The sequence below is a fragment of the Fulvimarina uroteuthidis genome (genome assembly GCF_034321785.1).
GTDB lineage: Bacteria > Pseudomonadota > Alphaproteobacteria > Rhizobiales > Rhizobiaceae > Fulvimarina > Fulvimarina uroteuthidis.
The window spans coordinates 1020808-1046368 of record NZ_JAXLPB010000002.1 but is presented as its reverse complement, the minus strand read 5'-3'; the positions used below and the strand labels follow the sequence as shown (position 1 = coordinate 1046368).

The window sequence follows — 25561 nt, the reverse complement described above, 5'->3', positions numbered from 1 at the left end:
TGAACCCAAGAGCGACGAGATCGGCATGCAAGTGGGTCAAAGGCCGGCGTTGCTTGCGTGACTTCGATGCTTCCGTCTTCAGCCAGGCCGCGAGCTTGTCGGCGAACGGGTCCAGCTTGCTCGGCCGCTCGGGCACCGAGAACTTCGGCTCGATCGTGCCGGCCTTTAGATACTTCTTGATGGTGTTCCGGGAGAGCCCGGTCCGCCTGGCGATCTCCCGGATCGGCAGCTTCTCTCGCAGAGCCATTCGGCGGATGACGTTCAAAAGTCCCATGTGGATCACTCCATTGCCCTCCTCGCTCAGCGCGATCGGAGGGAAAGGTCACATGGGTCAAATCTCAGTGGAAATCAGGCGACATCCCGGGTCAGTTCCGCGTGGAAATCAACACTCCTTGAACGAAATGCTCTTTTGATAGCCATACCCGCGCTTCCAATAGCGCCACCAATCGCCGTCCATTTTTGTCGCCGGGTTGTAGCCAACGATGAACACTTCGCAGTCGAGTAGGTAGTCCTCACAGACGAACGGGCGGAGTTCCGTCGGACGTCCGATCGTTGCGGTAAGCTGGCTCTCGAATTCGTTGATCGTCAAAAACCTGCATCTCCGGTTCTGAGCCATAAAATCACGCGCTGTCGTTCGACAGGCATTCGGAATTTGTCGCTCTGTTGCCCCTCGACCAGCTAGAAGGTGATTCCGAGCGCGCTGTTCTAGAGGATAGATTATGCGAGAAGACCGCATTCAGGAAATCAAAGCGGCCTACCGAGATCGATTTTTGCCCGGGAAAGACGATGTTTGGCTCAGCTCATATTTAGCAGCCGTTGAGCACTCTAGGAACGCGTCGGAGAGTGAGTTTAAGAGCGAGGATCATCAACGCAGATTGTGGGAGGTTGACGGGGTCGCAGGAATTGGACCCGGCAGTTCCGTTGTAGTCACAGGAGCATATACCGACCTCGCAATCGTCAACGCTCTGTGGGAACTTCGGCAGTGGCGGGCACCTGATGACATTCTCGCGCGTGCTCGTGCGCTCGACGCGGAGTTCGAAAAAATACTAGCTCTGGTAAGCCCACGTCACAACCAGCGGCGGCCATCTGCGCGTCTGGCTCGAATATTCGCTGTCCTTCGTCCAAGGGATACGCTTTGTCTCCTTGATAGCTATCGAACTAATCGCTTTCGTCAGTGGCTTGAGGAGACTTCGAACAAGCTGGGCTTCATCGGTCAGCACGTCATTGCTCGGCAGGCATTGAGAGAGGCTCTAGGACCGGAGACAAGCAGCCGAAATGATGTGCTTTACAGTCAGTTCGCGTGGTTCGTCTGGGATCACATACTGTCACCACCAGACTCTGACGCAGCGACGAACCCAATAGAAACTGGCGGTAAGGCGACAGACATCCCAAAGCTCGCACTGCTCCCAGCGACCGTGCAACGCAAGGGGATAAATTTTCTATCTAACAACCTAGATCTACTGCTGTCTGTCATTCGCGCGGCCGAGAATGGAAACGACCGCGAGTCGCTTCTTCAGCAAATTGCGGAAGAGGCGCCTGCATTGAGTCAAGGTTCACGGGTCAACCTACTTTCCCAAGCTCCTTCACTTGGGCTGCTTTCAGTTGAGGGTGGTACGTATCGACCTACTGCCGCTGGTCGCTCGCTTCTAGAAGGCGAGCCGCCATCGGAGGTCTTCACCCCAGTCATGGTCAGGACCGTCTTCGGCTTTGGTCAGATTCTCGATGATCTGGGTCGTCTCGGGACTTTGACCAGAAGCCAGATCGCAACAGCATGTCGTAGCTATTACCCTCGATGGACCACCGACTTCGCGCCCAATCAGCTCATATCATGGATGAAGGTCTTGGGGCTTGTGGCTATCGAAGGCGCAGGTAGCCAAGCGAAGGTAAGCCTGACTGAAACAGGGGAGTACTGGCGGAGCGGCCTTCCCTCGGACATGAAGCTTCCAGAGCTGCTCCTTAGTGATCAACGTCCCGACGAAAAGGTCACGGTTGAAGAGGAGAACCAAGGTGGCGTCGCCAGCTCAGATATTTTGCCGGATGTGGCATTCGACGATCTTCTGCGCCATTTCAGGAATGATGAACAACTTAAACCGTTGGTATTCTCGGACAGTCAAATTCATCTGATCCATGCGGCATTTTTGGCCGCGCAAGGTAAGCGGTTTGTTCTGCTGGCAGGGTTGTCAGGTACTGGCAAAACATCGATGGCTAGAGGCTATGCCAAGGCTTATTGCGAGGCGTTAGGTCTCTCTTATCAAGCACATTACGAACAGGTGGCAGTGTGGCCCGACTGGACGGACCCAAGTGGCCTGCTAGGCTACGTGAACCCCTTAGCCAACCCACCCATTTTTCAGGAGACCCGTACATTGCGGCTGCTACTAGCAGCGGCCAACAATCCAGATCGTCCGTATTTCCTCTGCTTGGACGAGATGAACCTTGCCCGGGTAGAGCATTACTTCGCGCCGTTTCTCTCGGCAATGGAGGGTAGAGATGGCAAGCTGACCATACACACTGGCAGAGATCCAGTGGATGTAATTCCGCCTTATATCATATGGCCGCCAAACTTATTTATCTTCGGTACGGTGAACATGGACGAAACGACCTATCCGTTCTCCGATAAGGTATTGGACCGAGCATTCACATTCGAGTTCTGGGAAGTCGATCTCGAACAGTGGGCAAGCACCGCGATTGCCACAGGAAAAGGCGCTGACGCATTGAACTACGTGCTGCCAGTTCTAGGTTCTTTAACCGACGCACTTATGCCCGCGCGTCGCCATTTTGGTTACCGCACGTGCGATGAGGTGCTGGGCTTCGTCAGTGCTTTTCCTGAAAGTGCACGCAGCACCGGGCTAGACGCTGCTGTTCTGGCGAAAATCCTACCTAAGATAAGGGGTGATAGCGCGGGCGCACTCCCGATAGCGATCAAGACCGCAATTGAAGTCCTCGAAGCCCACAAGCTAACGATGAGTGCCGACAAGCTTCGTCAGATGCAGGCATCTCTGCAGGAGATGGGCACTGTTAGATTTTGGTACTAGGTTGTTTCAAGCGCATCGACGTACACCTGCGGGTCTGGTGGCTCTTTCTAAAGGGCCGAACGGGTACGTCTGTTCTGAGGGAGAACTGATCGTCTTCGCCGTGCGCACAGCCCACCTTCCACTTTTGGAACTCAGGGGCGTAGCACTAACGCCTATAAGTCTGTCACAAGAGGGCACGACGTTCGTCGCCGTTTACGAGCAATTGATTGATGTGTGGGCTGGTCGAACCAGCTTCATGCTTAAGGATGGCGACGCGGAACAATGGCTGACGTTGGACATAGGGCCAAACGAACGGAAGGTAGGTTTATCGGCTTGGGAAGATCTTCTTGAGGAGCTAAGCACCGTATCGGCCAACTTGCCGTGGGGTATGTCGCCCGGGCAAGCGAGCGGCAGACTTGAACCGGACGCTTTGTCGGCGGTTCATCCGGCGATTATCGAAAACCAGCTTCCAACTTTTCTGAACCTGTTGCGGCGGATAGTTGCGGATCCACCCTCAGCGTCGGTGCGCGTACGGACGGTCAGCCGCTTGAGTCTGTCCCGTGCAGTCGATCGAAAAACTGTCCTGTGGCTATCACGTCGGCCGCTCGAATTGGTTGGAGTGATGGGGAAGGCTCCGGCAGGTTATTCCCCGAACTCTCAATCCCTCGTCGATCAGCCAAGTGTTCTTCGCTCTCTTGACCATCCAGTCACGCGATACATTATCTTTCTCACTTTGAAAGTTCGAAAGCGGCTTGTTTTCACACGAGACAAACTTCGGTCCACATCAGGGCATGGCGTGCCGGATCCCTCAGTCATAGCGTATGCACGGCTCTTGTCGAAGAAAGTCGACACTGCATTAACAGCTCTTGACGGTATCGTTAATTCGAACCTGTTTCGCGTAGTGCCGCCATCGCCGCCGACGGACAGCGTTCTTCAGAGCCTACCTGATCATCCCTTATATTCGGCGATTCATCGTGTTGGACGTCATATTGCCGAGCCGGGCTTAGCTTATGCTCCGGGACAGGATATCTACTCGGCTCTGAAGCACAGCTACGATCTCTTTGAGCTGCTTGTTCTCTACAGATTGGTAGCGGCCATAGAGGCGGCGTTGGCATCGACTTGGAAAGCCACGAAGGAAGCCCCAATAGAGCAATTTCCTTTTGAGGATCGACCAGCCGATCGATCGTTGTGGTCGTGGACGGGTCCTTGCGGCGAGCGTCTAGAGCTTATCTATCAGGCTCGCTTCCAGCCTGCGAGAAAGCCACCAGATCAAAGGCGTTATGCGAGCCTCAGTTCACAGGCGGTGCCGGATTACATACTCGCCTTTTGGAAAGATGGAGAGCTGGTGTCATGGCTGATCCTAGACGCCAAATATCGCTCTGGGCGTCAACCTATACAGGAAGGATTGGGTGAGCTTCATCGGTATCGCGACGCATTACGTTTATCATCTCATCCAGCCTCTGGCGCATACATCATAGTTCCAAACCTACAGGAAGGAGCAACACTCTACGGTGAGCAGGAATATCAATCCTCGCACAATTTTGGCGCGATAAACGTTTACAATAAGAGCTGGTTTCAGCAGATCCTTGCTTGGTATCAAAGCTCGATAGATCCGTCACAATAGCTATCGGTTGTGCACGTGCCTCTTGGTCAAAGCCTGCCAAGGATGCGTACCATTCGGATATATCGAAACTACCTGCCAGACAAAGCTTCAAGGATTGCTTGCCCAATTTGTTCTGACGCGGCTGCTAGTGGGTCATAGGCAAGATGGGCATACCGCTGAGTTGTGCTGTGATCCGCGTGTCCGAGAAGCGCACCCACCACCATAAGCGGTGCTCCGTTGACAACCCCTACGCTCGCGAAGGAGTGCCGCAGATCGTGAAGCCTCACATCGTGCAATCCGATACGCTCGCGCAGGATAGACCATATGCGTGGCGTGCCGACGTAATGCCCGTCTCCGTCAGTGGCGGGGAAGACGAACCCACTCCGATCTTCAGCGCGCTCCTGCAGATTGAGCAAAATGTCTAGCGCGGCGCTATTCAGAGGCATGGACTTCTGCCCTGTCTTTGAGTCTTCCAACCTTAAGCGGCGACCCGCAGTATCAACCTTGCTCCAGCGCAAGGCTTCAATTTCGCCACGGCGAGCTCCGGTAAAGACTAAGAGCTTGATGATGTTCAGGGCCTTCCCGTTCAAGCCCTGAGCCTCTGCCGCAGAGAGACCATGCCCGAGAGTAGCCAGTTCCTTGCCAGTCAAGAACCGCTCATTCCTCTTGTCAGGGTAGCGTTTGACGCCGCGCACCGGGTTGGCCTGAATGAGACCGAGTTCGATGGCATAGGTGAAGATGCCACCAAGAAGGCCAACGGTACGAGACGCCGTGCCTTTACCGCCTTTGACGATTGCTCGTCCCCTGCTGACCGTCTTGGTATCTGAAGCAGTGGCTCCCTCCGACACGTTCTTTAGGAACTTGCGGATGTCCGCTTGATTGATCTCGCTGACCTTTCGCTTCCCCAGCAGCGGTTTGATGTGCCGTTCGATGCGTCCCTTATCGACTGGCAATGTGCTGGCTTTCTTCGTGCCGGTCCCATCCGCCATGTACGTGTCGCAAAGCTCGCTGACTGTCAGCATCTGCCGAAATTTAGTTTTAGCGGCAGCGGGGTCCTCTCCTTGGGCTGCGTGGCCAAGTAGGCGCTTAGCTTCGGCACGGGCGCTATCAGGTGTCCATGGCGACCCATGTTTCCCGATTGTCACTCTCCGCGTCTTTCCCGAACGCCCCCTGCCGTGCGATATTGCGCTATGTACGTCTTCGCGCCTCCACTGGAGACCTTCAGGCCAAAGCCCGTTAGAGCCTGATCCCAATAGAGCGCGCACTTGCCTGCTGAGGTCAGTTTGTCGACTTCACTCTTGCTGATCCTAATGCTGGGCATGTCCGCACCATCCTGAAAAAGTAAGCACCCGGTAATCACCGTAGAAGGAAATTGCCCATCAGAGCCGGATAGTACGGGAAATCGCGGTTCTGGAAAAGACAGTAATTTGAATATTTTAGTGAACTTCCGGGATCACTCGGGAAGTTGCGGGAATGCGGACGAGGCACCCTCCGAAGGCAGAGGTCACAGGTTCGAATCCTGTCGGGTGCACCAATCTTTGCAATAGTCTAGGCCGCATACCCATAGCCGGGCTCATGAGCTTCGCGATTTGATCGCCTTCTTTGAGAAAGGAGGTTTCCATGCGCCGGCACGAATTGAGCGATCAGGAATGGTCGATCACCGAGCCGCATCTGCCGCAGAATAGCCGGGGTGTGGAACGGGTCCATGACCGGCGCGTGATCAACGGCATGCTATGGCGGTTTCGCACGGGGTGCTCCTCAAGCGACATCCCGGATCGCTAGGCATTCGCGACGATCAGCACGGTGTTTCCCGGATCGTCGCGAACACCAAGAGCGGCTTGCTCATAGGTCTCGAACAGAACGATACGGCCCACCCCACAGGCGGACGACCTGTCTGGCTGCATGGTAGGAACTTGTCCCTTCAGGACCCAACGTCAGAACGGCTGGGTGATCGTCCTGACCGACATTCACGAATGGAAAGACCGAACCCTTATGAAAGATTGCCGGTGCAATCTGCATGATAGCCCCAAAAGCCGCGTCAGATGAGGATACATAACGCAAGGAGAAACAGAAGGATTGTACGAAACTAAGGTCGCCACGACTCGCGCTCGGAGGGTGCCGACCGCCGAGGCGTAAGCCCGGACAGTTGCGTGCCGCGGTTGTGACCTGCTTCCTCGACTGTCCATCTTCGCTACAAGGGTCTTTACCGGAACGGTGCGAGGAACGAGTATGACGGAAGCAAGCGCGAACCGCCTTCATCGCCTGAGTTGGCTAAACGACGTCGAAGTCTATGACGCGAGCTTCGATACGCATGTGTTCGGCCGTCATGCGCACACAACCTTCGCCATCGGGGCGATCCTTGAAGGTGTCGGCGGGTATCATTGCCGCGGCTCAAGCCACGTTCTCCCGGCCGGTACGCTGTCCTGCATGAACCCGGAAGAAGCCCATACAGGTCGCGCCGTAAGCGGCCGCCTTCGCTACACCATGGTCTATGTGGGGGAAGCGGGTATCGCCGAAATGCTTGGGATCGAGCGCATCCGTGGCTTTCGAGACGTGTCGCCCTCCGATCGATCACAGATCGTCATGCGGGTCATGAGCGCGCTCGCAATCGCCATCCGCCGCCCCGAGCGCGAACCCGGCTGGCGCTTGCAGGTCGAGCATCTGGTCCATCGCCTGATTACGTCCGCCTTCGTTGGCTTTGCGGGCGCAAAGGCCATGAGGCCGGGCAAAGAACCTCTTGCCGTCCGACACCTCAGCGATCGCATCTCCGCCCAGATCATTTCGACCGACAACACGTCCTTCTCCGTGGCTGAAGCTGCAAAGGAATTGGGTCTCCATCCAAACTATCTGATCCAGAGCTTTTCGCGCGCGAAAGGCATATCGCCCTACGCCTACTTCCTTTCGCGCAAGATCGAAGCGGCAAAAAATCTGCTTTCCCTGGGCCATCCACCGCTTCAGGTCGGTCTCATGCTGGGATTTTACGATCAACCGCATTTCAACCGGAGCTTCAAAAAGCTCATGGGGTTCACGCCGGGAGACTACATCGTTCACTGAAACTGACGATGCGCTCGTGCCATTGCCCCCTCGGCTTGATCCAGTTTGAAGTTCGTTCTGGCCTACGGAGAGGCCCCCGGCCAAGTGGAGGCCTTCGCATCTCGAGGGACACGTTGCGACGTGCCCCCGGTTGCCGGTGGAGGCGGCCGTTTCCTTCATCAGGTTCAATGCCGCTCAGCTGTCCGATCTCTCCTTGGTGGCCTTGAAATCCAAAGAGGTCGTCGCTGGCGTCCGGCTTCTGAGCTCATCGAGGACGGCCTCGGTCTCGATCTCATCGATACCGCCCGATGCGACGATCAGCTCGCGAAAGTCGGAGATGATCTTCAGGGACGGTGCATTGACCAGCATCACGGCGTCCCAATCGCCTGTCACCGCCCAAAGTCCCTCGACAATCCGGTCGGATCCAAAGCGCCGGGAGAGGCGGAAGCAATCGTTGCCGCGTCCGAACCGGATGCGAAGAAACGCCCGGGCCGAGCCGTGCTGATCCGATGGTTCGTCGAGAATCACGGTGAAACCGACGATCCTGCCCGACGCCCGCAGGGCTTCGACGCGTTTTTGAACGGCAATGCGGGAGAGGCCCAACGTGCGGGCCGCATTGGTCCAGCTGATCCGACCATCCTGCTTCAGAACCTCAATCAGTTCGCGGTCTTTCATCGTAAGCGGTCGTAGCGGCATTCTGTTTCCCGGACATCTGACACCAAACCCAGAATAGCAAAGTGCGCGATAATCGACAGATCGTTATCTCCCAACTTTCGAATAGAAATGCGAAGCAAGGAGCTCTTCATCGCTCGTTCGACAGGAGGTCGGGGATGGCGGACGCCACATGGATCGATACGAAAGAACAGGTGAAAACGCGTTGTGCCTCCGGCACATGGCAACGGGAAGCCTTCGCCGCATTCGATCTTTTGATGATGGAAAATCCGTCTCGCTTTCCATGCGTCTTTGGAGTGTCGGTGTGCCCGGTCATGTCATCGATCTTCCGGCCGGTTTGCGGCACGGCTCGCCGGCTGGCGCGGATGGAACAGTCCATTTGATCGCGATGGAACGGAAAGCACCGGATATTCAAACTCATGAGTGAACTCACCAAGACACTTGGTCCCGTTTCGGGGACCGCGATGATGCTCAACACGGTGCTGGGGGCCGGTGTCCTGATCCTGCCGGGACTGGCAGCTCAGGAGATCGGGGCGATGTCGCTCTGGACGTGGGTCGCCTGCGCGCTTCTTTCGGTTCCGCTTCTGACCATGTTCGCGATCCTCGCCGGTCGCTATCCACGCGCTGGTGGCGTCGGGCACATTGCGGGTCAGGCCTTCGGTGCGTTCGGCAATGTCGCGACCTCGTTTCTCTTTCTGGGTGCGGTCGCCGTTGGCTTGCCTTCGATCGCGCTGACGGGCGGCTATTATCTCGGCAGCGGAACAGGGATCGATCCTTCGCTCGGCGCCCTTGTCCTGCTGGGTCTGGCCGTCGCGGCAAACCTCACGCTTCCCGGCACTGCGTCGAAAATCGGCACCGCCGTGTCGATCGCGATCGCGGTGTTTCTCTGCGCTCTTGCGGTCGGATCGATCGTTGTGCTTTGGGGTCCGACCGGTCCGGCAACCCCGCCGGCGCCAGATGTGCCGATGCCGACGTTCACCCTGTTCGTGGCTTTCATGCTCGTCTTCTTCGCGTTCACGGGGTGGGAGGTCGCGATCGGAATCAGCGAGGAGTTTCGCGATCCGGAGCGCAACGTGCCGAAGGCGGTTTTCGCCTCCTTCTTGATCGCGGTCGCATTCTACATTCTGTGCGCGGGGATCATCATCGCAGCGGGTCCCAATGCTTATACGGCGGCGCCGTTCCTTGCGATTTTAGGCCCGAGCATCGGCAACATCGGTGTCGCTCTCATGTCGACAGGAACGGCTCTCCTCATTGCCGCCAATCTCTTTGCGGCGGTCTGGGCGGTGTCGCGCATGCTCCTGTCGCTGTCGCGCGAGGGCTATTTGCCCGCCCTCCTGCACAAAACGCGCAAGGGCAGCCCACGGCCCGCAGTGCTGGCTGCCGGGGCGATAATCTCGATCGGGATTGGTCTCGATGCCGCAGACCTCGTCGATGTCGGCAATCTTTTTGCGACAGCCGGCCAGAACTTTCTCCTGATCTACGGCATCTCGGCGGCTGCCTTGTTCCGGCTTGGCCGAAGCCTCGTTGATCGCGCCATCGCTGTGGTGTCGATCGTCGTAGTGGCGGGGCTCGTCATCGTCGCCGGCCTCCACCTCTTCTATCCTTCGGCGCTTCTGGTGCTGGCAGGCGTTCTGGTTGCCGTCCGCCATCGCTTCGACCGGACGGGGCCCGGCCTTGCACGCAGCGGCAAGTGAGCGCTTTGCCCGAGCCCCTCATGTTGCTCTGGCCTTGCTATCGTCGGCACCGCGACGAACGGGGTCGGACATAACTTTCTGCGAAAATGACGCCATCCGGCGGTGGAGGAAACCCGCCCCTGTCGCAAACTCTCTGCGCTGGCCCTCGTGTCGAGCCTGTCGACCGAATGTCGCGCTCCCAGTGACGGAGCGCCTTGCGATGATCCCGAACGCGATCGCCGAGACACCGGAGTGCCCATCGCACGGGCAATGGTGCGACCCGCCGTCCGATAGCGGAGCGCCGGAGCCGGTTGCGGTTGATCGTCCTGGCAAAGTCCGCCCGGGTCAGGTTGGGCGAGAGACGAACCTGGCCGGGGTGAATCGAAATCGGTGACCGAGGCGGCGACCGGCATGAAGCCTTGCGAGACGATTGCAGGAAGCCAGACCCGATCCGCAGCGAGCGCTACGCCGCGATCTCCTTGTCCCGCTCCATGACAATCTTCACCTTTGCGGCAATGGCCTTGCCAAGTTCGAGATTGTTTCGAGCCGTAAAGTGGATGCCGTCGCAGCCATCGGTCGTGATCACATCCCCAGCGTCGAGAAAATCGACCTTCATGAAATTCGCCATATCCTTGTACTGCTTTCCCAGAGCGTTCGATTTCTCGTGCGCTCCGCCGAACATGCCTTGAAAATAAGGGTGTGGCATCGCGTTCAGCGGTGGCGGCGCGACGACGAGGCATTTCGGCGCCGGATAGGGCGTTCCGACTCCTCCGGCGCAGCTCAGCACCTGACCCACCAGCTTGGCCATGCCATAGGCAATGTCATACGGCGTACGGTTGTAGAATGGCTTGGTATCGTTGGTGCCCAGCATCATGACGACCAGATCGAGCGGCAGATGGCTGGCCAGAGCCGCCGGCAAATATCGGCTGCCATTCAGACGATCATCATTCGGATCGTCCGCGCTCGTGGTGCGCGCGCTCAGACCTTCTTCGATGATGTCAAACGCGTCGCCCAGTTCTCTGGCCATGGCTCCGGTCCAACGCTGTTCAAACGGATAACGAAGCGTCGGCGCGCCTTCCACGGCCGGAATCCAGCCCCAAGTCAAAGAATCGCCGAAACACAAGACGGATTTCCGCTGAGACATCCTTGCCCCCTCCTAAACGGTTGATTTTATGGTTTTGAGCTTCTCACGCCGTAGAAAATGGCGGCGAGCAGTATGATCATGCCCTGAGCGATCAACCTGCCGGCATCGCTCACACCTTGCGTGGTCATCACCACGAACAGCAGGGCAAAGGAAAGAACGCCGAAGAACGGACCCCATACTCCGCCTTCGCCGCGTCCGAACACGACTCCGCCCAGTATGGTGGCGGCGACCGCGAGGATGGGCAGATCCAGCCCCACCCGGACGCTGCCCACGGCAATCGAGGCGGTCTGAACGAGTGCTGCGATTCCAGCAATCAGGCCGGCAAGCGTGTGAGCGACAATTACGGTACGCTCGACGGGAACGCCCGAGAAATGTGCGGCCTGCGTGTTTTCGCCGACGGACGCGACGTAGCGTCCGAAGACCGTCAACCCCAGAAAGGCCGACATGACGAGGGTGAGAATGAACCAGAAGATCACGGGCGAAGGGATGGGACCGAGCCTGGTATTATAGATTTCATTGAAGTAGCGCGGTACGTCGCCTGGCGGCTTGCCGCTCGCCAGATATTGCACCAGTCCCACCAGGACAATGCTGACCGCGAGCGTCACGATCACCGCCGAAACTCGCCGCCGGCCCACCATCCAGCCGTTCAGGAAGCCGATCGCAGTGCCGATCGCAAGGCTCAGGACGACGAAGAATCCCGGTGATGCGTCGGGAAAGGTGCCCGACGATATGAAGTAGTTGACCAGAAGAATGATGCCGCCGCCGGAAAGATCGATACTCTTGACGCGCATGACGAGCAACTGACCCAATACCAGGACGCCCAGCGGGGCAACCTGGCGGACGAACGTGCCCATCACGTTGAAATCGAGCATCTGTGGCCGGGTAACGAACAGGATGATCAGCAGCAGCGTGAAGACGTAGTATGCGGGAGGCACACGCAGCAGGGTGCGGATGACGGGCGTTTTCAGAGCATCGGACATTGCTACAATCCCATCTTCCGGCGTCGTTGCAGTCCGACGACCAGCAACAGGATGCCGCCCTTGATCGCGGTCTGGATGAAGGGCGAAACGCCTGTCATGTTCATGCCGTTGGATAAGATGGCCAGCAGCAGCGCGCCGATGATCGTGCCGTGCAAGCTTCCCACGCCGCCCGAGAGCTGTGTGCCGCCGATGGCCACGGCCGTAATCGCATCGAGTTCGAACAGGAGCCCGACATTGGGGTCGCCTGACACGATACGACCGGCGAGAAAAATGCCGGCCAGCGCCGCAAAGCATGAGCAAACGACGTAGGCGAGAATGACCGTTCGCCCGCTTGGCACACCGAAATTGCGCGCCGCATCGTCGGTACCGGAAGCCGCTCCCCCGCCGATGGCGAACAGATGCAGCCCGAAACGGGATCCGTGAACCAGCTTCCAGGCCAGTGCGACAATGAGAATGCCCCAGAACACCGGATATGGAACGCCCAACAGCGAACCGGACACCGCGTCGATCACGGCTCGTGGGACATCGCCGCCCGATACCGGTCGGAGAATGCGCGCCAGGCCCAGGACGATGTACTGCATGGCGAGCGTCGCGATGATCGGGTGAACCTTGAACCGCGAAATGACGAACCCGTTGGTGAACCCGATCACGGCGGCAAGAACAAGGACCAGCGGTATGAGAAGATAGGCCGGCCCCCCGAGCGCCAGCACGGCGGTCGTAAAGCTGATGACCGACCCGACTGAAAGATCGAGACCGCCCACCACGATGACGAACATCTGACCGATGGCGGCAATCAGGAGGGGCATCGCCTGCGCAACGAGGTTGAGCAGGTTTTCATGCGTCAGGAATAAAGGTGATCGTATCGCAAGAACGATGCCGATGAGGAGAGTGATTGCGAGCGGGAGGAGCCATAGCCCCTGCCGACCTGCCGAGCCCGTCAGAAAGCTGCGGATTGTGGCCGTCATTGTGCTGCCCCCCGTGATGCTACGAGCGCGGCATCGAGAATGCCGTGTTCGGTGGCCCGGTCCGCCCGCATTTCGGAGACGAGGGTCTCGCCGTGAACGACGTAGATCCGATCGCATAAGCCGATCAGTTCCAGCGTCTCGCGCGAGACGACCAGAACGGCGCCACCCTTGGTCGCGAAGTCCCGAATGAGCTTGTATATTTCCGCCTTGGCACCGACATCGACGCCCCGCGTCGGTTCCTCGATCAGCAGCAAGGTCAGGTCTGCGGCAAGGTAGCGTGCCAAGAGCACTTTCTGCTGATTGCCGCCGGACAGCGAGCCGACAGCGGCGGAGGGACCCGAGGCCTTGATGTTCATGCTGGCGAACGCGGTCTCGACTTCGCTGCGGTAATGCCTGGCATAGGAGAAACCGGCATGGGTCGCCTGCAGCCCGATCGCAATGTTGTGGTGGATCGGCAGTCCGAGGAACAGACCCTCGTCTTTTCGGTCCTCGGGCACGAACCCGACACCCATTGCCCGCAATTTCCGGATGCCGGCATTGGCCGGAACCGGAATGTCGAGGGCATGACCGTTGACGGTCACCGAGCCGGAAAAGGGCTGATACTGCCCCACCAGGGCGCGCATGATCTTGGACTGCCCCTGCCCTTCCAGACCGGCCAGCGCGACCACCTCGCCCGAACGGACCGTAAGGGAGAAAGGCTTGCTGGTGGCCTTGATCTTGAAGTGGGAAATCTCGAGCACGGGTCTGCCCGCGCGAGCGCCCCGCGCTGGAAAGAGGTCGGCAAGTTCGCGTCCCACCATCATGGCGATGAGGGAGTCCGGCGTCATTTCGTGAAGCGGCCTGGTGCCGACAAGCCTGCCATCCTTCAGGACGGTCACCGTATCGCAGACAGTGAAGATCTCGTCCATACGGTGCGAAATATAGACGATTGCCTTTCCCGCATCGCGCAACCGCCGAATGTGCTTGTTCAGGACCTCCACGTCCGCCGCGTTGAGGGCTGCCGTCGGCTCGTCGAGAATGAAGATCGAGGCATCGGCCTTGATGCCGTGCGCGATCTCCACGAATTGCCGCTCGGCGATCGAAAGCCGGGAAACCTGCGTGCGCGGATCGAGGTCGAGGCCCACATCGTCCAGCGCCTTACGCGTTTCAGCGTGCATCTTGGCGTAATCGACCGTCCGGAAGATCGTCACCGGTTCTCGGCCCAGGAACATGTTCTCGGCAATGGTGAGATTGGGCAGGAGAGACAACTCCTGAAAGACGGTGGAGATGCCGAAGTCGAGAGCATCGCGGGGGGTGGTGAACGCGATCTTGCGCCCGTTCTTGAAGATCCCGCCCCTGTCGGGCTGGTGGACGCCCGCCAATATTTTCATCAGCGTCGACTTGCCCGCCCCGTTCTCACCCATGAGAGCATGGACAGATCCGGGAAAGAGTTCGAGCGTCACATTGTCGACGGCAAGGTTTCCGCCGAATGACTTCGATATGTTCGCGAGTTCGATGAGATTGGACACGTGCGGTGCCTTTGGCAGCTATCCGAAGTCTCCCCGCACGGAGCGCCGCAGGGCTCCGCGCGGGGACATGCTCTTGGGAGGAGCGTTCAGTTGCCGTAGATGCGCTGGAGCGTTTCTTCCGGAAGCTCGGACGGCCACCACACATTGGCCGAAAGGTCATCGCGGTAGTACTGCTTGGCCTTCTCGAGACCCCAGCCTTCCGGATGATAGACGTAGTGCTTGTACAGTTCTTCGCCTTCGAGCAGCGCGACCGCGGCGCGCACGCCGGCAGCGCCCTGATTGGGTCCGTACTCCGAAGAGATCGACTGAAAGCCGTCGGCTATCCACTGACCGAAGAAGCCGTTGTTGCCTTCGCCTGAGATCGGCGGAATTTCGGCTCCGAACTGCTTGAAAACATCGACGCACGCCCGCGTCATATCTGCCCCGGACGACCATATGCCATCGACGTCCGGGTTGTTGAGGTAAAGGGTCTCGCAGACGGACTTGCCGCGATCGTACTGCCAGTCGCCGTATTCTTCGGCCACGATTTCAACATTCGTGCCTTCGAGCGCCTGTTGAAGGCCGTGATAGCGATTGGTGTCTTCGGGGTGCCCGGCCAGTCCGCGCAGCACCCAGATTCTGCCGTCATTGCCGACATTTTCCACCAGCCAGTCGCCCATGACCTTGCCGAAATGCTCCGCGCCCCCCTGAATTTCGGTCGTGTAGGCGTCGGTCTCGACGCGACCCGTGTGCAGGACGACAGGGATGCCCGCATCCACCGCCTTCTCCATCGACGCATTGGCCGAGGTGGACGTCACGGGCTGGACGATGATGGCATCCACGCCCTGCGCGATCAGGTCTTCGATATCGGCAACCTGCTTGTTCTGGTTGAGATTGGCATCGAGCAGGATGAACTTGTCGATGCATTCGTGGCGCTCGGCCTCCGCCTCCGATTCAGAGGCGACCTGCACGGTCCAGGTATTGGCATTCACACCGAAGGCACTCATGCCGATCGTCCAACCACACTCGCTTTCGAACGTGCCGGCTTCGACAACTGGATTGTCACCCTGCGCCGGGAAAACGCCTTCCATCAACGCGACGGTTGGCTCGGCGAAGGCGGCTGTCGCACACACGGACGCCAACAACGCCGCTGAGACGGTTCTGATCGTAGACTTCATCTGGGACTCCTCCAAAAATCAGGCCGCAGACATGGGCTGCAGGAGGCGGATTCCTGCCTCCGGCATCGGCATTGCCAAAACCCGACATCACGGATTCCGGAAAGCGTGGCCCGCTCCCGCGAGACGATGTCTCGCTCCACCCGCCAGTGCCGGCAGGCGGGAAAAAAGCTGTCTGGGATCCTCCTCCCAGCCAATTCACAAGCACAGCCAAAATGCCAAGTCAACACTTATTCAGAGTGAATGAATATGGACGAGCCTTGCGTTCGAGCGGTTCCCGGTGGCATGTGTCGACGTCGAGGCGAGAAGACGAAACGGTCACGGGCGCCGCGCGCAGCGGGGCGACGAGGGAGGTGCACGCACGATGAGAACAGTGTTGTGCTTCGGAGATTCAAACACTTACGGGCAGGTGCCCGGAGGATCTCCGCTCGATCGCTATGGCTTGTCGGAGCGTTGGCCTGGCGTATTGCAGCGCGCTCTGGGTTCGGGTTGGCATGTTATCGAAGAAGGGTTGAGTGGCCGCACGACCGTTCACAACGATCCGATCGAAGGCGACCTCAAGAATGGCCGCACATATCTGCGCCCCTGCCTGATGAGCCATGCTCCCCTCGATCTCGTCATCATCATGCTCGGCACGAACGATCTCAAGGTCAGGCTCGGCCAGCCTGCCTCCGAAGTGGCGATGGGCATCGGCTGCCTGATCCACGACATTCGCGATCTGGCACCCGGCCCCTTCGGCAAGGTGCCCGAGGTGATGGTGGTCGCGCCGCCGCCCATGCTTGACGACATCAAGGAATGGGAATCGATCTTCAAGGGCGCCCAGGCGAAATCGCATGAACTGGCCCTGCAGTTCGAGATCATCGCAGATTCGCTCGAAGTCCATTTTTTCGATGCCGGATCGGTCTGCGCCTGCAACGCGCTCGATGGCTTTCACATCGATGACGAGGCTCACAGGTCGCTTGGTCTTGCGCTGGCTGGAGAAGTCGAGGCAATCGGGTGGAAGTGATGAACCGTTTCGCCTCGATTCTGGTGGCTTGCCCCCTTTTTCCGGGCTTGAAGGGGTGAACCATGCCTGACATGCGCTTTGCGCCGCCCAATCCCTTGCGGATTGCCGAACGGGCAACCGGACTCAACTCGATCAGCGTCCGCAGCTATAACGAGCGGCTGGTCTTGTCCCTCCTGTTGCAGAAGGAAGCGACCACGAGGCTGGAAATCGGTGAACGCACCGGCCTTTCAGCCCAGACCGTCTCGGTGCTCGTGCGCTCGCTGGAGCAGGAAGGCCTCGTCGCCAAGGGCGAAGCCCAGAAAGGGCGCATGGGACCGCCGACCGTCCCGATTGCCCTCAATCCCGAAGGTGCCTTTTCGGTGGGCATAAGTGTCGGTCGTCTGCACACCGATCTCGTGCTGATCGATTTCGTGGGCGCTGTCCGCTTCCATACCCGTCTGGCCAATCCGGAAGTCGAACCGGGCAGCAATCACACGGAATTTCTCGAGACGATCCGCACCGCAGTCGAGATGTTGCCGAAGGATGCCCGCGAGCGACTGGCGGGTGTGGGGCTCGCCCTTTCGCACGATGTTTCCGATGGCCGCGACGAGGACGCCTCGTTCAAGGCGCTGCAATCGGAAATCGAGGAGAAGCTCGGGATCTCGGTGTTCGTCCAGAACGATATCACCGCAGCAGCGAGCGGGGAGAGTCTGTTCGGCGCCGCCAAGCCTTTAGCCGACTACATGTTCTTCTATCTGGGCGCCCAGCTGCACGGCAGGTTGGTCCTCAATCACCAGATCTACAAGGGCAACTCGCCACTCAGCTTCGATTGTGGGATCGATGCGCTGGAAACCGAGCTCAAACGGCACGACCGGCCGCTCGATCCGCTCTGGGAAAGGTCTGGCGACTGGGAGGCATATGGCGATCTGGTCGGGCCGTGGGAAAATCGGATCATCGAACAGATGCGCGATTGCGTCACGAACCTCAGTCAGTTCCTCGAATTCGACACGGTGGTGCTGTCATCATATGCGCCGCAAGCCGTATGCCGGGACATTTGCAACCGGTTCACCGAGGCGAGCGGGTTCGCCGCCGTGGCCGGCACGCTGTTTCCTTCCCCCAAAGCCGCCGGTGCGGCAAGCCTGCCGCTCAGTTCGCGCTTCATGGTGGAACAGAGATAGGTCCCGGCAGACCGGTCCTGGAAAGACATGCCGGCCGGGCTCATCCATGAGCGCCGGAAACATCTCGCCGAGCAGCCTTGTCAGATCGACGATCGGTTACCGGACCGCGCCGTGAACGGAAAGATCCGGGCCGCCACCTTCATCATTGCGGCCCGGCGCCGAAGTCTGTGGCATGGGGAGGGTGAAAAGCCGCCTGGGCCGTCACCCTCCATTCGAACGATCCTACATCAATTCCAATTCGAATTGCGGTGCCTGGGTGATCGAGATGTTCTCGAAGATCGAATTGGCACCGACCATCTTGTCGTCGTCCATGACGAGAACGAGCTTGGAAAAGTCACCCGTGAAATATTCGCCGACGGCGATCTCGTAGTGGCGCACGCCCGCGCCATCGACATAGTCGCCCCTGTAGTTCTGGATCCCCGATGTCTGGTTCCCGGCCAGCTGGAACATCCAGTGCGTCGACAGGGCGTCGTCGTTGTCGAAGCCGATCCCATGGACCTCGCCGGCGACGTCGCTGCGGAAATCGAACGACAGGATCGTGTCCTTGGTGACCTCGACATCGAGATCGATCGACTTCCACGCATTGTTGCGCAATTCGATGCCGGTCGAGTCCGATGTCAGGACAGTGTGGCCCTGGTCCTGATAGCCGCCATAGGTCTTGACGGATGCGGCGACCGTTTCCGTGCCCATGGACACGTCCAGATGTCGCCCTTGCGGTGCCTGGGTGATCGAGATGTTCTCGAAGATCGAATTGGCACCGACCATCTTGTCGTCGTCCATGACGAGAACGAGCTTGGAAAAGTCGCCGGTGAAATATTCGCCGACCGCGATCTCGTAGTGGCGCACGCCCGCGCCATCGACATAGTCGCCCCTGTAGTTCTGGATCCCCGACGTCTCGTTCCCGGCCAGCTGGAACATCCAGTGCGTCGACTGAGCATCGTCCTTGTCGAAGCCGATCCCATGGATCTCGCCGGCGACGTCGCTGCGGAAATCGAACGACAGGATCGTGTCCTTGGTGATTTCGACATCGAGATCGATCGACTTCCACGCATTGTTGCGCAATTCGATGCCGGTCGAGTCCGATGTCAGGACAGTGTGGCCCTGGTCCTGATAGCCGCCATAGGTCTTGACGGATGCGGCGACCGTTTCCGTGCCCATGGACACGTCCAGATGTCGCCCTTGCGGTGCCTGGGTGATCGAGATGTTCTCGAAGATCGAATTGGCACCGACCTTCTTGTCGTCGTCCATGACGAGAACGAGCTTGGAAAAGTCGCCGGTGAAATATTCGCCGACCGCGATCTCGTAGTGGCGCACGCCCGCGCCATCGACATAGTCGCCCCTGTAGTTCTGGATCCCCGACGTCTCGTTCCCGGCCAGCTGGAACATCCAGTGCGTCGACTGAGCGTCGTCCTTGTCGAAGCCGATCCCATGGATCTCGCCGACGACGTCGCTGCGGAAATCGAACGACAGAATCGTGTCCTTGGTGATTTCGACATTAAGATCGATCGACTTCCACGCATTGTTGCGCAATTCGACGCCGGTCGAGTCCGCCGTGACGATCGTGTCGCCCTGGTCCTGATAGCCAGCATAGGTCTTGACGGGTGCGGCGACCGTCCTGTCGTCCGTCGACACGATCAGCTGACCTTTGTGCAAGGTGAGCGCGACCACCTCGTCGAAGGAAACGGTCTTGTCGGTGAAGGTGAGGGACTCGATCGTGTCGTAGACGAAATCGATCCCATCGCCGATGACTTCGAGCGCCCCATCGATCATCGAGAACGCGAAGGACGAGAAGCTGTCGTCGTAAACGACGGTGTCCCGGCCGGCGCCTCCGTGGAAGGTGTCGTTGCCCGCCTTGCCATTCAGAACATCGTCACCGGCGCCGCCGATGAGAACATTGTCAGCCGCGTTGCCGATGATGGTATCGTTTCCGGATCCGCCTCTGACATGCTCGATGACCGTGCCCACGCCCAGGGTCAGATTGCCGATACGCCCACCGATATCGGACGTGTTCTGGCTCCTCTGATCATCGGTCTGCACGGTGAGATCGATCTTCTGGGTCGCACTGTAGCCGCTCAAATCGAGCATATCGATGCCGCCGCCGTCGATGATCGTCGAGGCGGTTCGGTGGGCGTAGTCCGAGAAACGGTTCCAGATCTGGCTGACATCGGACGTGATGTTCGTATCGAAGCCGTAGATGGTGTCGCCGAGAAAGGCGTTGGACGTGCCGTAGCCATATTGCCCGTAAATGTCGTTCAGCGCGATCCAGTCCACCGCCATCGGCGTCTGCAGGTAGGCGTTGTCAGCTTTGACGGCCGTATTCTCGGTCTGCGAGAAATAGGACATCATCGTCGCTTGCCAGCTGTCGATGGCGAACCGCGCATCGGACTTGTAGCTGCCGCTGCCATTGTATTTGCCCTGATGGCCGAGCCCCAGTCCGTGACCGATCTCGTGAAGGATCGTCTGCAACGTATAGTCGTCGTAAGTCGACGTTCCGTTGGACCATTTCCTTTCGACATTGATGTGGGAATAGTGAGCCGTCCCGTCGTCGAACAGCATCGTGCTGGCGAAGGCGCCTCTCTCATTGTCGGTGAAGAAGAAGTCGACGACGTCTTTCGACGTATCGGTCGTTTCGACGAATTCGATCCCCAACACGGCCGAGTACAGATCGAACGCATCGCGTATCAATCCGGCTCTGGCACTGGTCACGCCATTGGCGTCGCCGAGACCGCTGTAACCGAGGGCTCCCCCCGTTCCGGTCACATTGTAGTGGAGCACGCCATTGTTCGGATCGATGCCGGTCGAACCGAGATTGTGCTGGAAACCGGTCTCACCCCAAAACCCGGTGCGCAGATAGTCCGCCATGTCGCCGAGCGTGGCCGAGGTCGATCGGGCCCCCGCCGTCGCAAGGCCGGCCCGCTCCATCCCGGCCTGTTCCGGATCGGACGGCCCCTGTGCGCAAGCGGGACATGAGCAGCCCGTGATGTTTAAAACTGTATGATTGGTCATGTGCGTGCGTGCCCGCGATAAGTGAAGAGGAGATAATGCCGGATGATCATGAGCTTCAGTTGCCAAGACGCCGGACAAGCTTGCGAAAGCCTGTCGCAGCGCGCCATCGCGTCTGTCAGCATTCCCGTTATTGTTTGATATCGAAGACGGAACTCTTGGTTATACGCTCCAACGGGTATCAGCTTATTCGAAAGCGCGTGGCCGCACTATCCCCGATAGCGATCCGCCCTTCTTCAATGCCCCTTGAGATGAATGAACCCTTAAGCGAACCCGGTCCCGTGGCGACCGCCGGCCGGGCGCCTTGCGGGACGTCGTTTCCGGCGCGATGGGCGGGCCTGTCGGCGCGGACGGGTTTGCGGGAACGGAATGCGCGGTACGCGCGGTGTCACCATTAGAACCGCCGCGGTCTTCAGGACCAGATCCCGGGATCGGCATCCGGGGCGTCGACGGATCGTCTGAGGCGCATGATAGGCTGGCGCATGGCACGTCCCGCCACGTCGCCATCGCCTTCGACGATGGCATCGACGATGGCCGCATGCTTCCGGTGCGACGTCGCGGGCCGATGCCGCGCCGCGAAGCGCGGGATCTCGCTTGCCCACTCGATAGCCGAAGGCGGGCAGATAGCGTCTGGCCCGCGCCGACGGGCGGCCGGATGGGACAGCAGGACGATCTGAGGCGTGCGCGCGACGGGACCGCGCGCACTGTGCCGTGAACGCGGTCGCGATGCGGCCGGGAGGGGTGACCTTCGCCGCAGGTCGCCTATGATCGCAGCATGACCGACGGCCGCAGGGAGGGGCTCATGACGGACGAGAACAAGCATTTGAAAACCATCGAGGGCCGGCTCCTCTGGCTGTCCCACTGGATGATCCACCATGCCAACCATGTCCGCCCGAAGGTCGACGGCATCAAGGTGGGCGGGCACCAGGCGTCCTGTGCATCCATGGTGTCGATCATCACCGCGCTCTATTTCTCGGCGTTGCGGTCCGAGGACCGTGTCGCCGTGAAGCCCCATGCCTCGCCGGTCTTCCACGCGATGCAATATCTGATGGGCAACCAGACCCGCGAAAAGCTCGAGGCGTTCCGCGGTCTCGGGGGCGCCCAGAGCTATCCGAGCCGGACCAAGGACACGGACGACGTGGACTTCTCCACCGGATCCGTCGGCCTCGGCGTCGCCATCACGAGCTTCGCCTCGATCGTCCAGGACTATATCAGGGCCAAGAACTGGGGGGCGGAGGCCCCGCTCGGGCGCATGGTGGCGCTCGTCGGCGATGCCGAACTCGACGAAGGCAATGTCTACGAGGCCCTGCAGGAGGGCTGGAAGAACGATCTGCGCAATTGCTGGTGGATCATCGACTACAACCGCCAGTCCCTCGACGGCATCGTGCGCGAGGGTCTGTTCGGGCGGATCGAGAAGATCTTCGCCGTGTTCGGCTGGGACGTGGTGCGGATCAAGTACGGCGCCCTGCAGACGGCGGCGTTCGCCGAGCCGGGGGGCGGGAAGCTGCGCGACTGGATCGACGCCTGCTCCAACCAGGAATATGCCGCCCTGACGTTTCGCGGCGGTTCGGTCTGGCGCGAACGGCTGATGAACGATCTCGGCGACCAGGGCGACGTCTCGGCGCTGATCGGGCGCCGCAGCGACCAGGAGCTTGCCGATCTCATGGAGAATCTCGGCGGCAACTGCGTCTCGACCATGGCCAAGACGTTCGCAAACATCGACCATGACCGTCCGACCTGCTTCCTCGCCTACACGATCAAGGGCTGGGGCACGCCGATCGCCGGCCACAAGGACAATCATGGCGGGCTCATGACCAAGGCGCAGTTCGCCGACTGGCAGGCGCATATGGGGGTGGGCGAAGGGCAGGAGTGGGAGCCGTTCGCGACCGTCGCGGACGTGGCGGAACTGAAGACGTTCCTTGAGACGGTCGCCTTCTTCGCGCAGGGCCGGCGCCGGTTCGACGATGCCCCGATCGCCGTCCCCGCCGTGACCGCGCCGCGCGACAGGGTGATCTCGTCCCAAATGGCGTTCGGCAAGATCCTCGACGATCTGGCCAAGGGGGACAGCGATCTCGCCAGCCGCATCGTGACCATGTCGCCGGACGTGACGGGAACGACGAGCCTCGGGCCCTGGGTGAACCGGCGCAAGCTGTTTGCCCGGGCCGACCAGGCCGACGCCTTCATCGAGCACAAGATACCCTCGACCGCCAAATGGGAGTTCGCCCCCCAAGGCCAGCATATCGAGCTCGGCATAGCCGAGATGAACCTCTTCCTGTGCCTCGGCGCTGCGGGGCTTGCCCATTCGCTATTCGGCAAGCGGCTGATCCCGATCGGCACCGTCTACGATCCGTTCGTCAATCGCGGGCTCGATGCGCTCAACTATGCCTGCTACCAGGATGCCCGATTCATGATCGTCGGCACGCCCTCCGGTGTGACGCTGGCCCCCGAAGGGGGCGCGCACCAGTCGATCGGCACGCCGCTCATCGGCATGAGCCAGGACGGGCTCTCGGCGTTCGAGCCGGCATTCGCCGACGAGCTCGCCGTCATCATGGAATGGGCGTTCGGCTATCTGCAGCGTAGCGGCAAGGACGATCTCGACGAGCGCACGTGGCTGCGCGACGAGACCGGCGGCTCGGTCTATCTGCGGCTTTCCACGAACCCGGTCGAGCAGCCGGGCACGCGGGCCGACGACGCGTTTCGCCAGGGCGCGATCGACGGCGCCTACTGGCTGAAGAAGCCGGGACCCAATTGCGAGGTCGTCATCGCCTATCAGGGGGCGGTCGCGCCGGAGGCGATCCGCGCGGCCGGCCTGCTGGGCGATGCCCGCCGCGACATCGGCGTCCTCGCCGTCACCTCTGCCGACCGGCTGAACGCGGGCTGGCTCGCGGCCCAGCGCGTGCGCTCGCGCGGCAACCGGCAGGCCATCGCCCACGTGGAACAGCTCGTAGCGCCGCTGCCGCGCGAATGCCGCATGGTGACGGTGATCGACGGCCATCCCTCCACCCTCTCCTGGCTCGGCTCGGTCGCCGGCCACCGGACGATCCCGCTCGGGGTGGAACATTTCGGCCAGACCGGGACGATCGGCGATCTCTACGCCCATTTCGGGATCGACGCCGACGCCATCGTCAGGGCCGTGGAAGGCTTGACCCACGGCAAGGCGATCCGGCACAGCGTCCGCGGGACGGCGCCTGCGGACTGAAACTGAAACGGCGCATGGGCCGGCATTCAGCGCGGCGACTGCCAACGAGGACGTCTGGGAGGACGACATGAATCTCTACACCAAGCTCAAGGCCCGCGAGGATGCCGGCAATCCGATCCGCGTCGGCCTGATCGGATCGGGCAAGTTCGGCTCGATGTTCCTGGCGCAGGTGCGCCATATTCCCGGCATGCATCTCTACGCGATCGCCGACCTGTCGGCCGCGCGCGCAAGGGAGGCGCTCGCCAACACCGGATGGGACGCGCAGGCCGCGACGACGAGCAGCTTTCCGGATGCACTGTCCTCCGGGCGCACCTGCATCACGGAGGATTCCGACGCGCTCATTCGCGCGTCCGGCATGGATGTCGTGATCGATGCGACGGGCAGCCCCGCCGCGGGCATCCGTCACGCGCTTCTGTGCGCGGCCGAAGGACGCCACATCGTCATGGTGAACGTCGAGGCCGACGTCCTGGCCGGACCTTTTCTCGTCACGGAATTCGACAGGGCCGGCCTCGTCTATTCCATGGCCTACGGCGACCAGCCGGCGCTCGTCTGCGAGATGATCGACTGGGCCAGAACCTGCGGCTTCAAGGTGGTGGCGGCGGGCAAGGGCACGAAGTACCTGCCGCACTATGCAAGCTCGACTCCCGACACCGTCTGGGACCATTACGGGCTGACGCCGGAGGCGGCGCGGGCGGGCGGCATGAATCCGCAAATGTTCAACTCGTTTCTCGACGGCACCAAGTCGGCGCTGGAGATGGCGGCGATCTCCAACGCGTCGGGGCTGCTTTCGCCCAAGGACGGGCTCAGGTTCCCGCCCGCCGGCACCCACGATCTCGCCGAGGTGCTGAAGCCGAAGGCGGTCGGTGGCATGCTCGACGAAGCCGGCATGGTGGAATGCGTCTCCAGCGTCGAGCGCGACGGCCGCCACGTGGTCGGCGACCTGCGATGGGGCGTCTACGTCACCTTCGAGGCGATGGAGGAGAGCGGGCGTGGCGCCGACTACGTGCGCCGTTGCTTCCGCGAATATCAGGTGGTGACCGACAGTTCGGGCCGCTATGCGACGCTCTTCCGGCCGTCCCATCTCATCGGCCTCGAACTGCCGATCTCGGTGGCGAGCGCCGCGCTTCGCGGCGAGCCGACCGGGCGGACCAACGGGTTCGTCTCAGACGTGGTCGCGGTGTCGAAAAAGGCCCTGAAGCCCGGCGACGTGCTGGACGGGGAAGGCGGTTTCACCGTCTGGGGCCGCATCGCGCGCGCCGAGGATTCGCTCGCCGCACGCTCTCTCCCGATTGGGCTTGCCCACGCCATGGCCGTGAAGCGCGCCGTTCCCGAAGGCCAGGTTCTCACCTGGGACGATGTCGACGCGCCCGACGACCAGGCGGTCGCGGTCCGCCGGGCCATGGAGGACAGCTTCCGATAGGTCCGGTCTCCCCGACGCGCCGGCGGGCGGCCC

Annotated in this window: 21 protein-coding genes; 10 read left to right on the top strand and 11 right to left on the bottom strand. The window is 60.3% G+C overall.

Going from position 1 to position 25561, the window contains the following annotated elements; translation table 11 throughout:
- Together U0C82_RS09650 and U0C82_RS09645 are read right to left on the bottom strand one after the other, a co-directional pair.
- The coding region (locus U0C82_RS09650; RefSeq protein WP_322186850.1) for a helix-turn-helix domain-containing protein at nucleotides 1-274 on the bottom strand (274 nt) is incomplete at its 3' end.
- Between the two features lie 108 nt (nucleotides 275-382).
- Nucleotides 383-589 carry a hypothetical protein gene (locus U0C82_RS09645; protein WP_322186849.1) on the bottom strand — a complete coding sequence of 69 codons (207 nt, stop codon included), beginning with the start codon at nucleotides 587-589 and terminating at the stop codon, nucleotides 383-385.
- A 130-nt stretch (nucleotides 590-719) separates the two neighbouring features.
- On the opposite strand from U0C82_RS09645, the gene U0C82_RS09640 reads away from it, so the two are divergent.
- Both U0C82_RS09640 and U0C82_RS09635 read left to right on the top strand, forming a co-directional pair.
- The gene (locus U0C82_RS09640) at nucleotides 720-3032 is read left to right on the top strand and encodes an McrB family protein (protein ID WP_322186848.1); all 2313 of its coding nucleotides are present in this window, start codon (nucleotides 720-722) and stop codon (nucleotides 3030-3032) included.
- Between the two features lie 100 nt (nucleotides 3033-3132).
- The gene (locus tag U0C82_RS09635) at nucleotides 3133-4635 is read left to right on the top strand and encodes a nuclease domain-containing protein (RefSeq protein ID WP_322186847.1); all 1503 of its coding nucleotides are present in this window, start codon (nucleotides 3133-3135) and stop codon (nucleotides 4633-4635) included.
- Between the two features lie 68 nt (nucleotides 4636-4703).
- Here U0C82_RS09635 and U0C82_RS09630 read toward each other — a convergent pair whose 3' ends face one another.
- The gene (locus U0C82_RS09630; protein WP_322186846.1) at nucleotides 4704-5636 is read right to left on the bottom strand and encodes a tyrosine-type recombinase/integrase; all 933 of its coding nucleotides are present in this window, start codon (nucleotides 5634-5636) and stop codon (nucleotides 4704-4706) included.
- Between the two features lie 598 nt (nucleotides 5637-6234).
- On the opposite strand from U0C82_RS09630, the gene U0C82_RS09625 reads away from it, so the two are divergent.
- The gene (locus tag U0C82_RS09625; RefSeq protein WP_416186645.1) at nucleotides 6235-6396 is read left to right on the top strand and encodes a transposase; all 162 of its coding nucleotides are present in this window, start codon (nucleotides 6235-6237) and stop codon (nucleotides 6394-6396) included.
- On the opposite strand, the gene U0C82_RS09620 is transcribed toward U0C82_RS09625, so the two are convergent.
- On the bottom strand, nucleotides 6393-6518 hold the full coding sequence (locus U0C82_RS09620; RefSeq protein WP_322186845.1) for a hypothetical protein: 126 nt from the start codon (nucleotides 6516-6518) through the stop codon (nucleotides 6393-6395). The two genes, U0C82_RS09625 and U0C82_RS09620, sit on opposite strands and share 4 nt — an antisense overlap.
- A 325-nt stretch (nucleotides 6519-6843) precedes the next feature.
- Between U0C82_RS09620 and U0C82_RS09615 the strand changes: the two genes are divergently transcribed.
- Nucleotides 6844-7668 carry an AraC family transcriptional regulator gene (locus tag U0C82_RS09615; RefSeq protein ID WP_322186844.1) on the top strand — a complete coding sequence of 275 codons (825 nt, stop codon included), beginning with the start codon at nucleotides 6844-6846 and terminating at the stop codon, nucleotides 7666-7668.
- Nucleotides 7669-7842: 174 nt separating this feature from the next.
- On the opposite strand, the gene U0C82_RS09610 is transcribed toward U0C82_RS09615, so the two are convergent.
- Nucleotides 7843-8322 (bottom strand): Lrp/AsnC family transcriptional regulator, encoded by a 480-nt coding sequence (locus U0C82_RS09610; RefSeq protein ID WP_322186843.1) that lies wholly within the window; start codon nucleotides 8320-8322, stop codon nucleotides 7843-7845.
- Between the two features lie 155 nt (nucleotides 8323-8477).
- Between U0C82_RS09610 and U0C82_RS09605 the strand changes: the two genes are divergently transcribed.
- Nucleotides 8478-8702, top strand: a complete 225-nt coding sequence (locus U0C82_RS09605; RefSeq protein WP_322186842.1) for a hypothetical protein — start codon at nucleotides 8478-8480, stop codon at nucleotides 8700-8702.
- A 36-nt stretch (nucleotides 8703-8738) separates the two neighbouring features.
- Nucleotides 8739-10013 (top strand): APC family permease, encoded by a 1275-nt coding sequence (locus U0C82_RS09600; protein WP_322186841.1) that lies wholly within the window; start codon nucleotides 8739-8741, stop codon nucleotides 10011-10013.
- Between the two features lie 442 nt (nucleotides 10014-10455).
- Here the strand turns inward: U0C82_RS09600 and U0C82_RS09595 are convergent, their stop codons facing one another.
- The 5 genes from U0C82_RS09595 to U0C82_RS09575 all read right to left on the bottom strand — a co-directional run bounded on the left by U0C82_RS09595 (nucleotide 10456) and on the right by U0C82_RS09575 (nucleotide 15746).
- Nucleotides 10456-11136, bottom strand: a complete 681-nt coding sequence (locus U0C82_RS09595) for an SGNH/GDSL hydrolase family protein (RefSeq protein ID WP_322186840.1) — start codon at nucleotides 11134-11136, stop codon at nucleotides 10456-10458.
- Nucleotides 11137-11162: 26 nt separating this feature from the next.
- A complete protein-coding gene (locus U0C82_RS09590) occupies nucleotides 11163-12116 on the bottom strand; it encodes an ABC transporter permease (RefSeq protein ID WP_322186838.1) in 954 nt (317 codons plus the stop codon).
- A 2-nt stretch (nucleotides 12117-12118) separates the two neighbouring features.
- Complete coding sequence (locus tag U0C82_RS09585; RefSeq protein ID WP_322186837.1) at nucleotides 12119-13081, bottom strand: ABC transporter permease; 963 nt, start codon at nucleotides 13079-13081, stop codon at nucleotides 12119-12121.
- The gene (locus U0C82_RS09580) at nucleotides 13078-14589 is read right to left on the bottom strand and encodes a sugar ABC transporter ATP-binding protein (RefSeq protein WP_322186835.1); all 1512 of its coding nucleotides are present in this window, start codon (nucleotides 14587-14589) and stop codon (nucleotides 13078-13080) included. Before U0C82_RS09580 ends, U0C82_RS09585 begins: the two co-directional genes overlap by 4 nt.
- 86 nt (nucleotides 14590-14675) lie before the next feature.
- Nucleotides 14676-15746 carry a substrate-binding domain-containing protein gene (locus U0C82_RS09575; protein ID WP_322186834.1) on the bottom strand — a complete coding sequence of 357 codons (1071 nt, stop codon included), beginning with the start codon at nucleotides 15744-15746 and terminating at the stop codon, nucleotides 14676-14678.
- 361 nt (nucleotides 15747-16107) lie between these two features.
- On the opposite strand from U0C82_RS09575, the gene U0C82_RS09570 reads away from it, so the two are divergent.
- Nucleotides 16108-16749 carry an SGNH/GDSL hydrolase family protein gene (locus U0C82_RS09570; protein WP_322186833.1) on the top strand — a complete coding sequence of 214 codons (642 nt, stop codon included), beginning with the start codon at nucleotides 16108-16110 and terminating at the stop codon, nucleotides 16747-16749.
- A 71-nt stretch (nucleotides 16750-16820) separates the two neighbouring features.
- Entirely contained in the window at nucleotides 16821-17906 is a 1086-nt protein-coding gene (locus U0C82_RS09565) for an ROK family transcriptional regulator (RefSeq protein ID WP_322186832.1), read from the top strand.
- 222 nt (nucleotides 17907-18128) lie between these two features.
- On the opposite strand, the gene U0C82_RS09560 is transcribed toward U0C82_RS09565, so the two are convergent.
- Nucleotides 18129-20912 carry a M10 family metallopeptidase C-terminal domain-containing protein gene (locus U0C82_RS09560; RefSeq protein ID WP_322186830.1) on the bottom strand — a complete coding sequence of 928 codons (2784 nt, stop codon included), beginning with the start codon at nucleotides 20910-20912 and terminating at the stop codon, nucleotides 18129-18131.
- A 799-nt stretch (nucleotides 20913-21711) separates the two neighbouring features.
- On the opposite strand from U0C82_RS09560, the gene U0C82_RS09555 reads away from it, so the two are divergent.
- Both U0C82_RS09555 and U0C82_RS09550 read left to right on the top strand, forming a co-directional pair.
- Complete coding sequence (locus tag U0C82_RS09555) at nucleotides 21712-24108, top strand: transketolase (RefSeq protein ID WP_322186829.1); 2397 nt, start codon at nucleotides 21712-21714, stop codon at nucleotides 24106-24108.
- A 67-nt stretch (nucleotides 24109-24175) separates the two neighbouring features.
- Complete coding sequence (locus tag U0C82_RS09550; RefSeq protein WP_322186828.1) at nucleotides 24176-25528, top strand: NAD(P)H-dependent oxidoreductase; 1353 nt, start codon at nucleotides 24176-24178, stop codon at nucleotides 25526-25528.
- The last annotated feature ends 33 nt before the right edge of the window (nucleotides 25529-25561 follow it).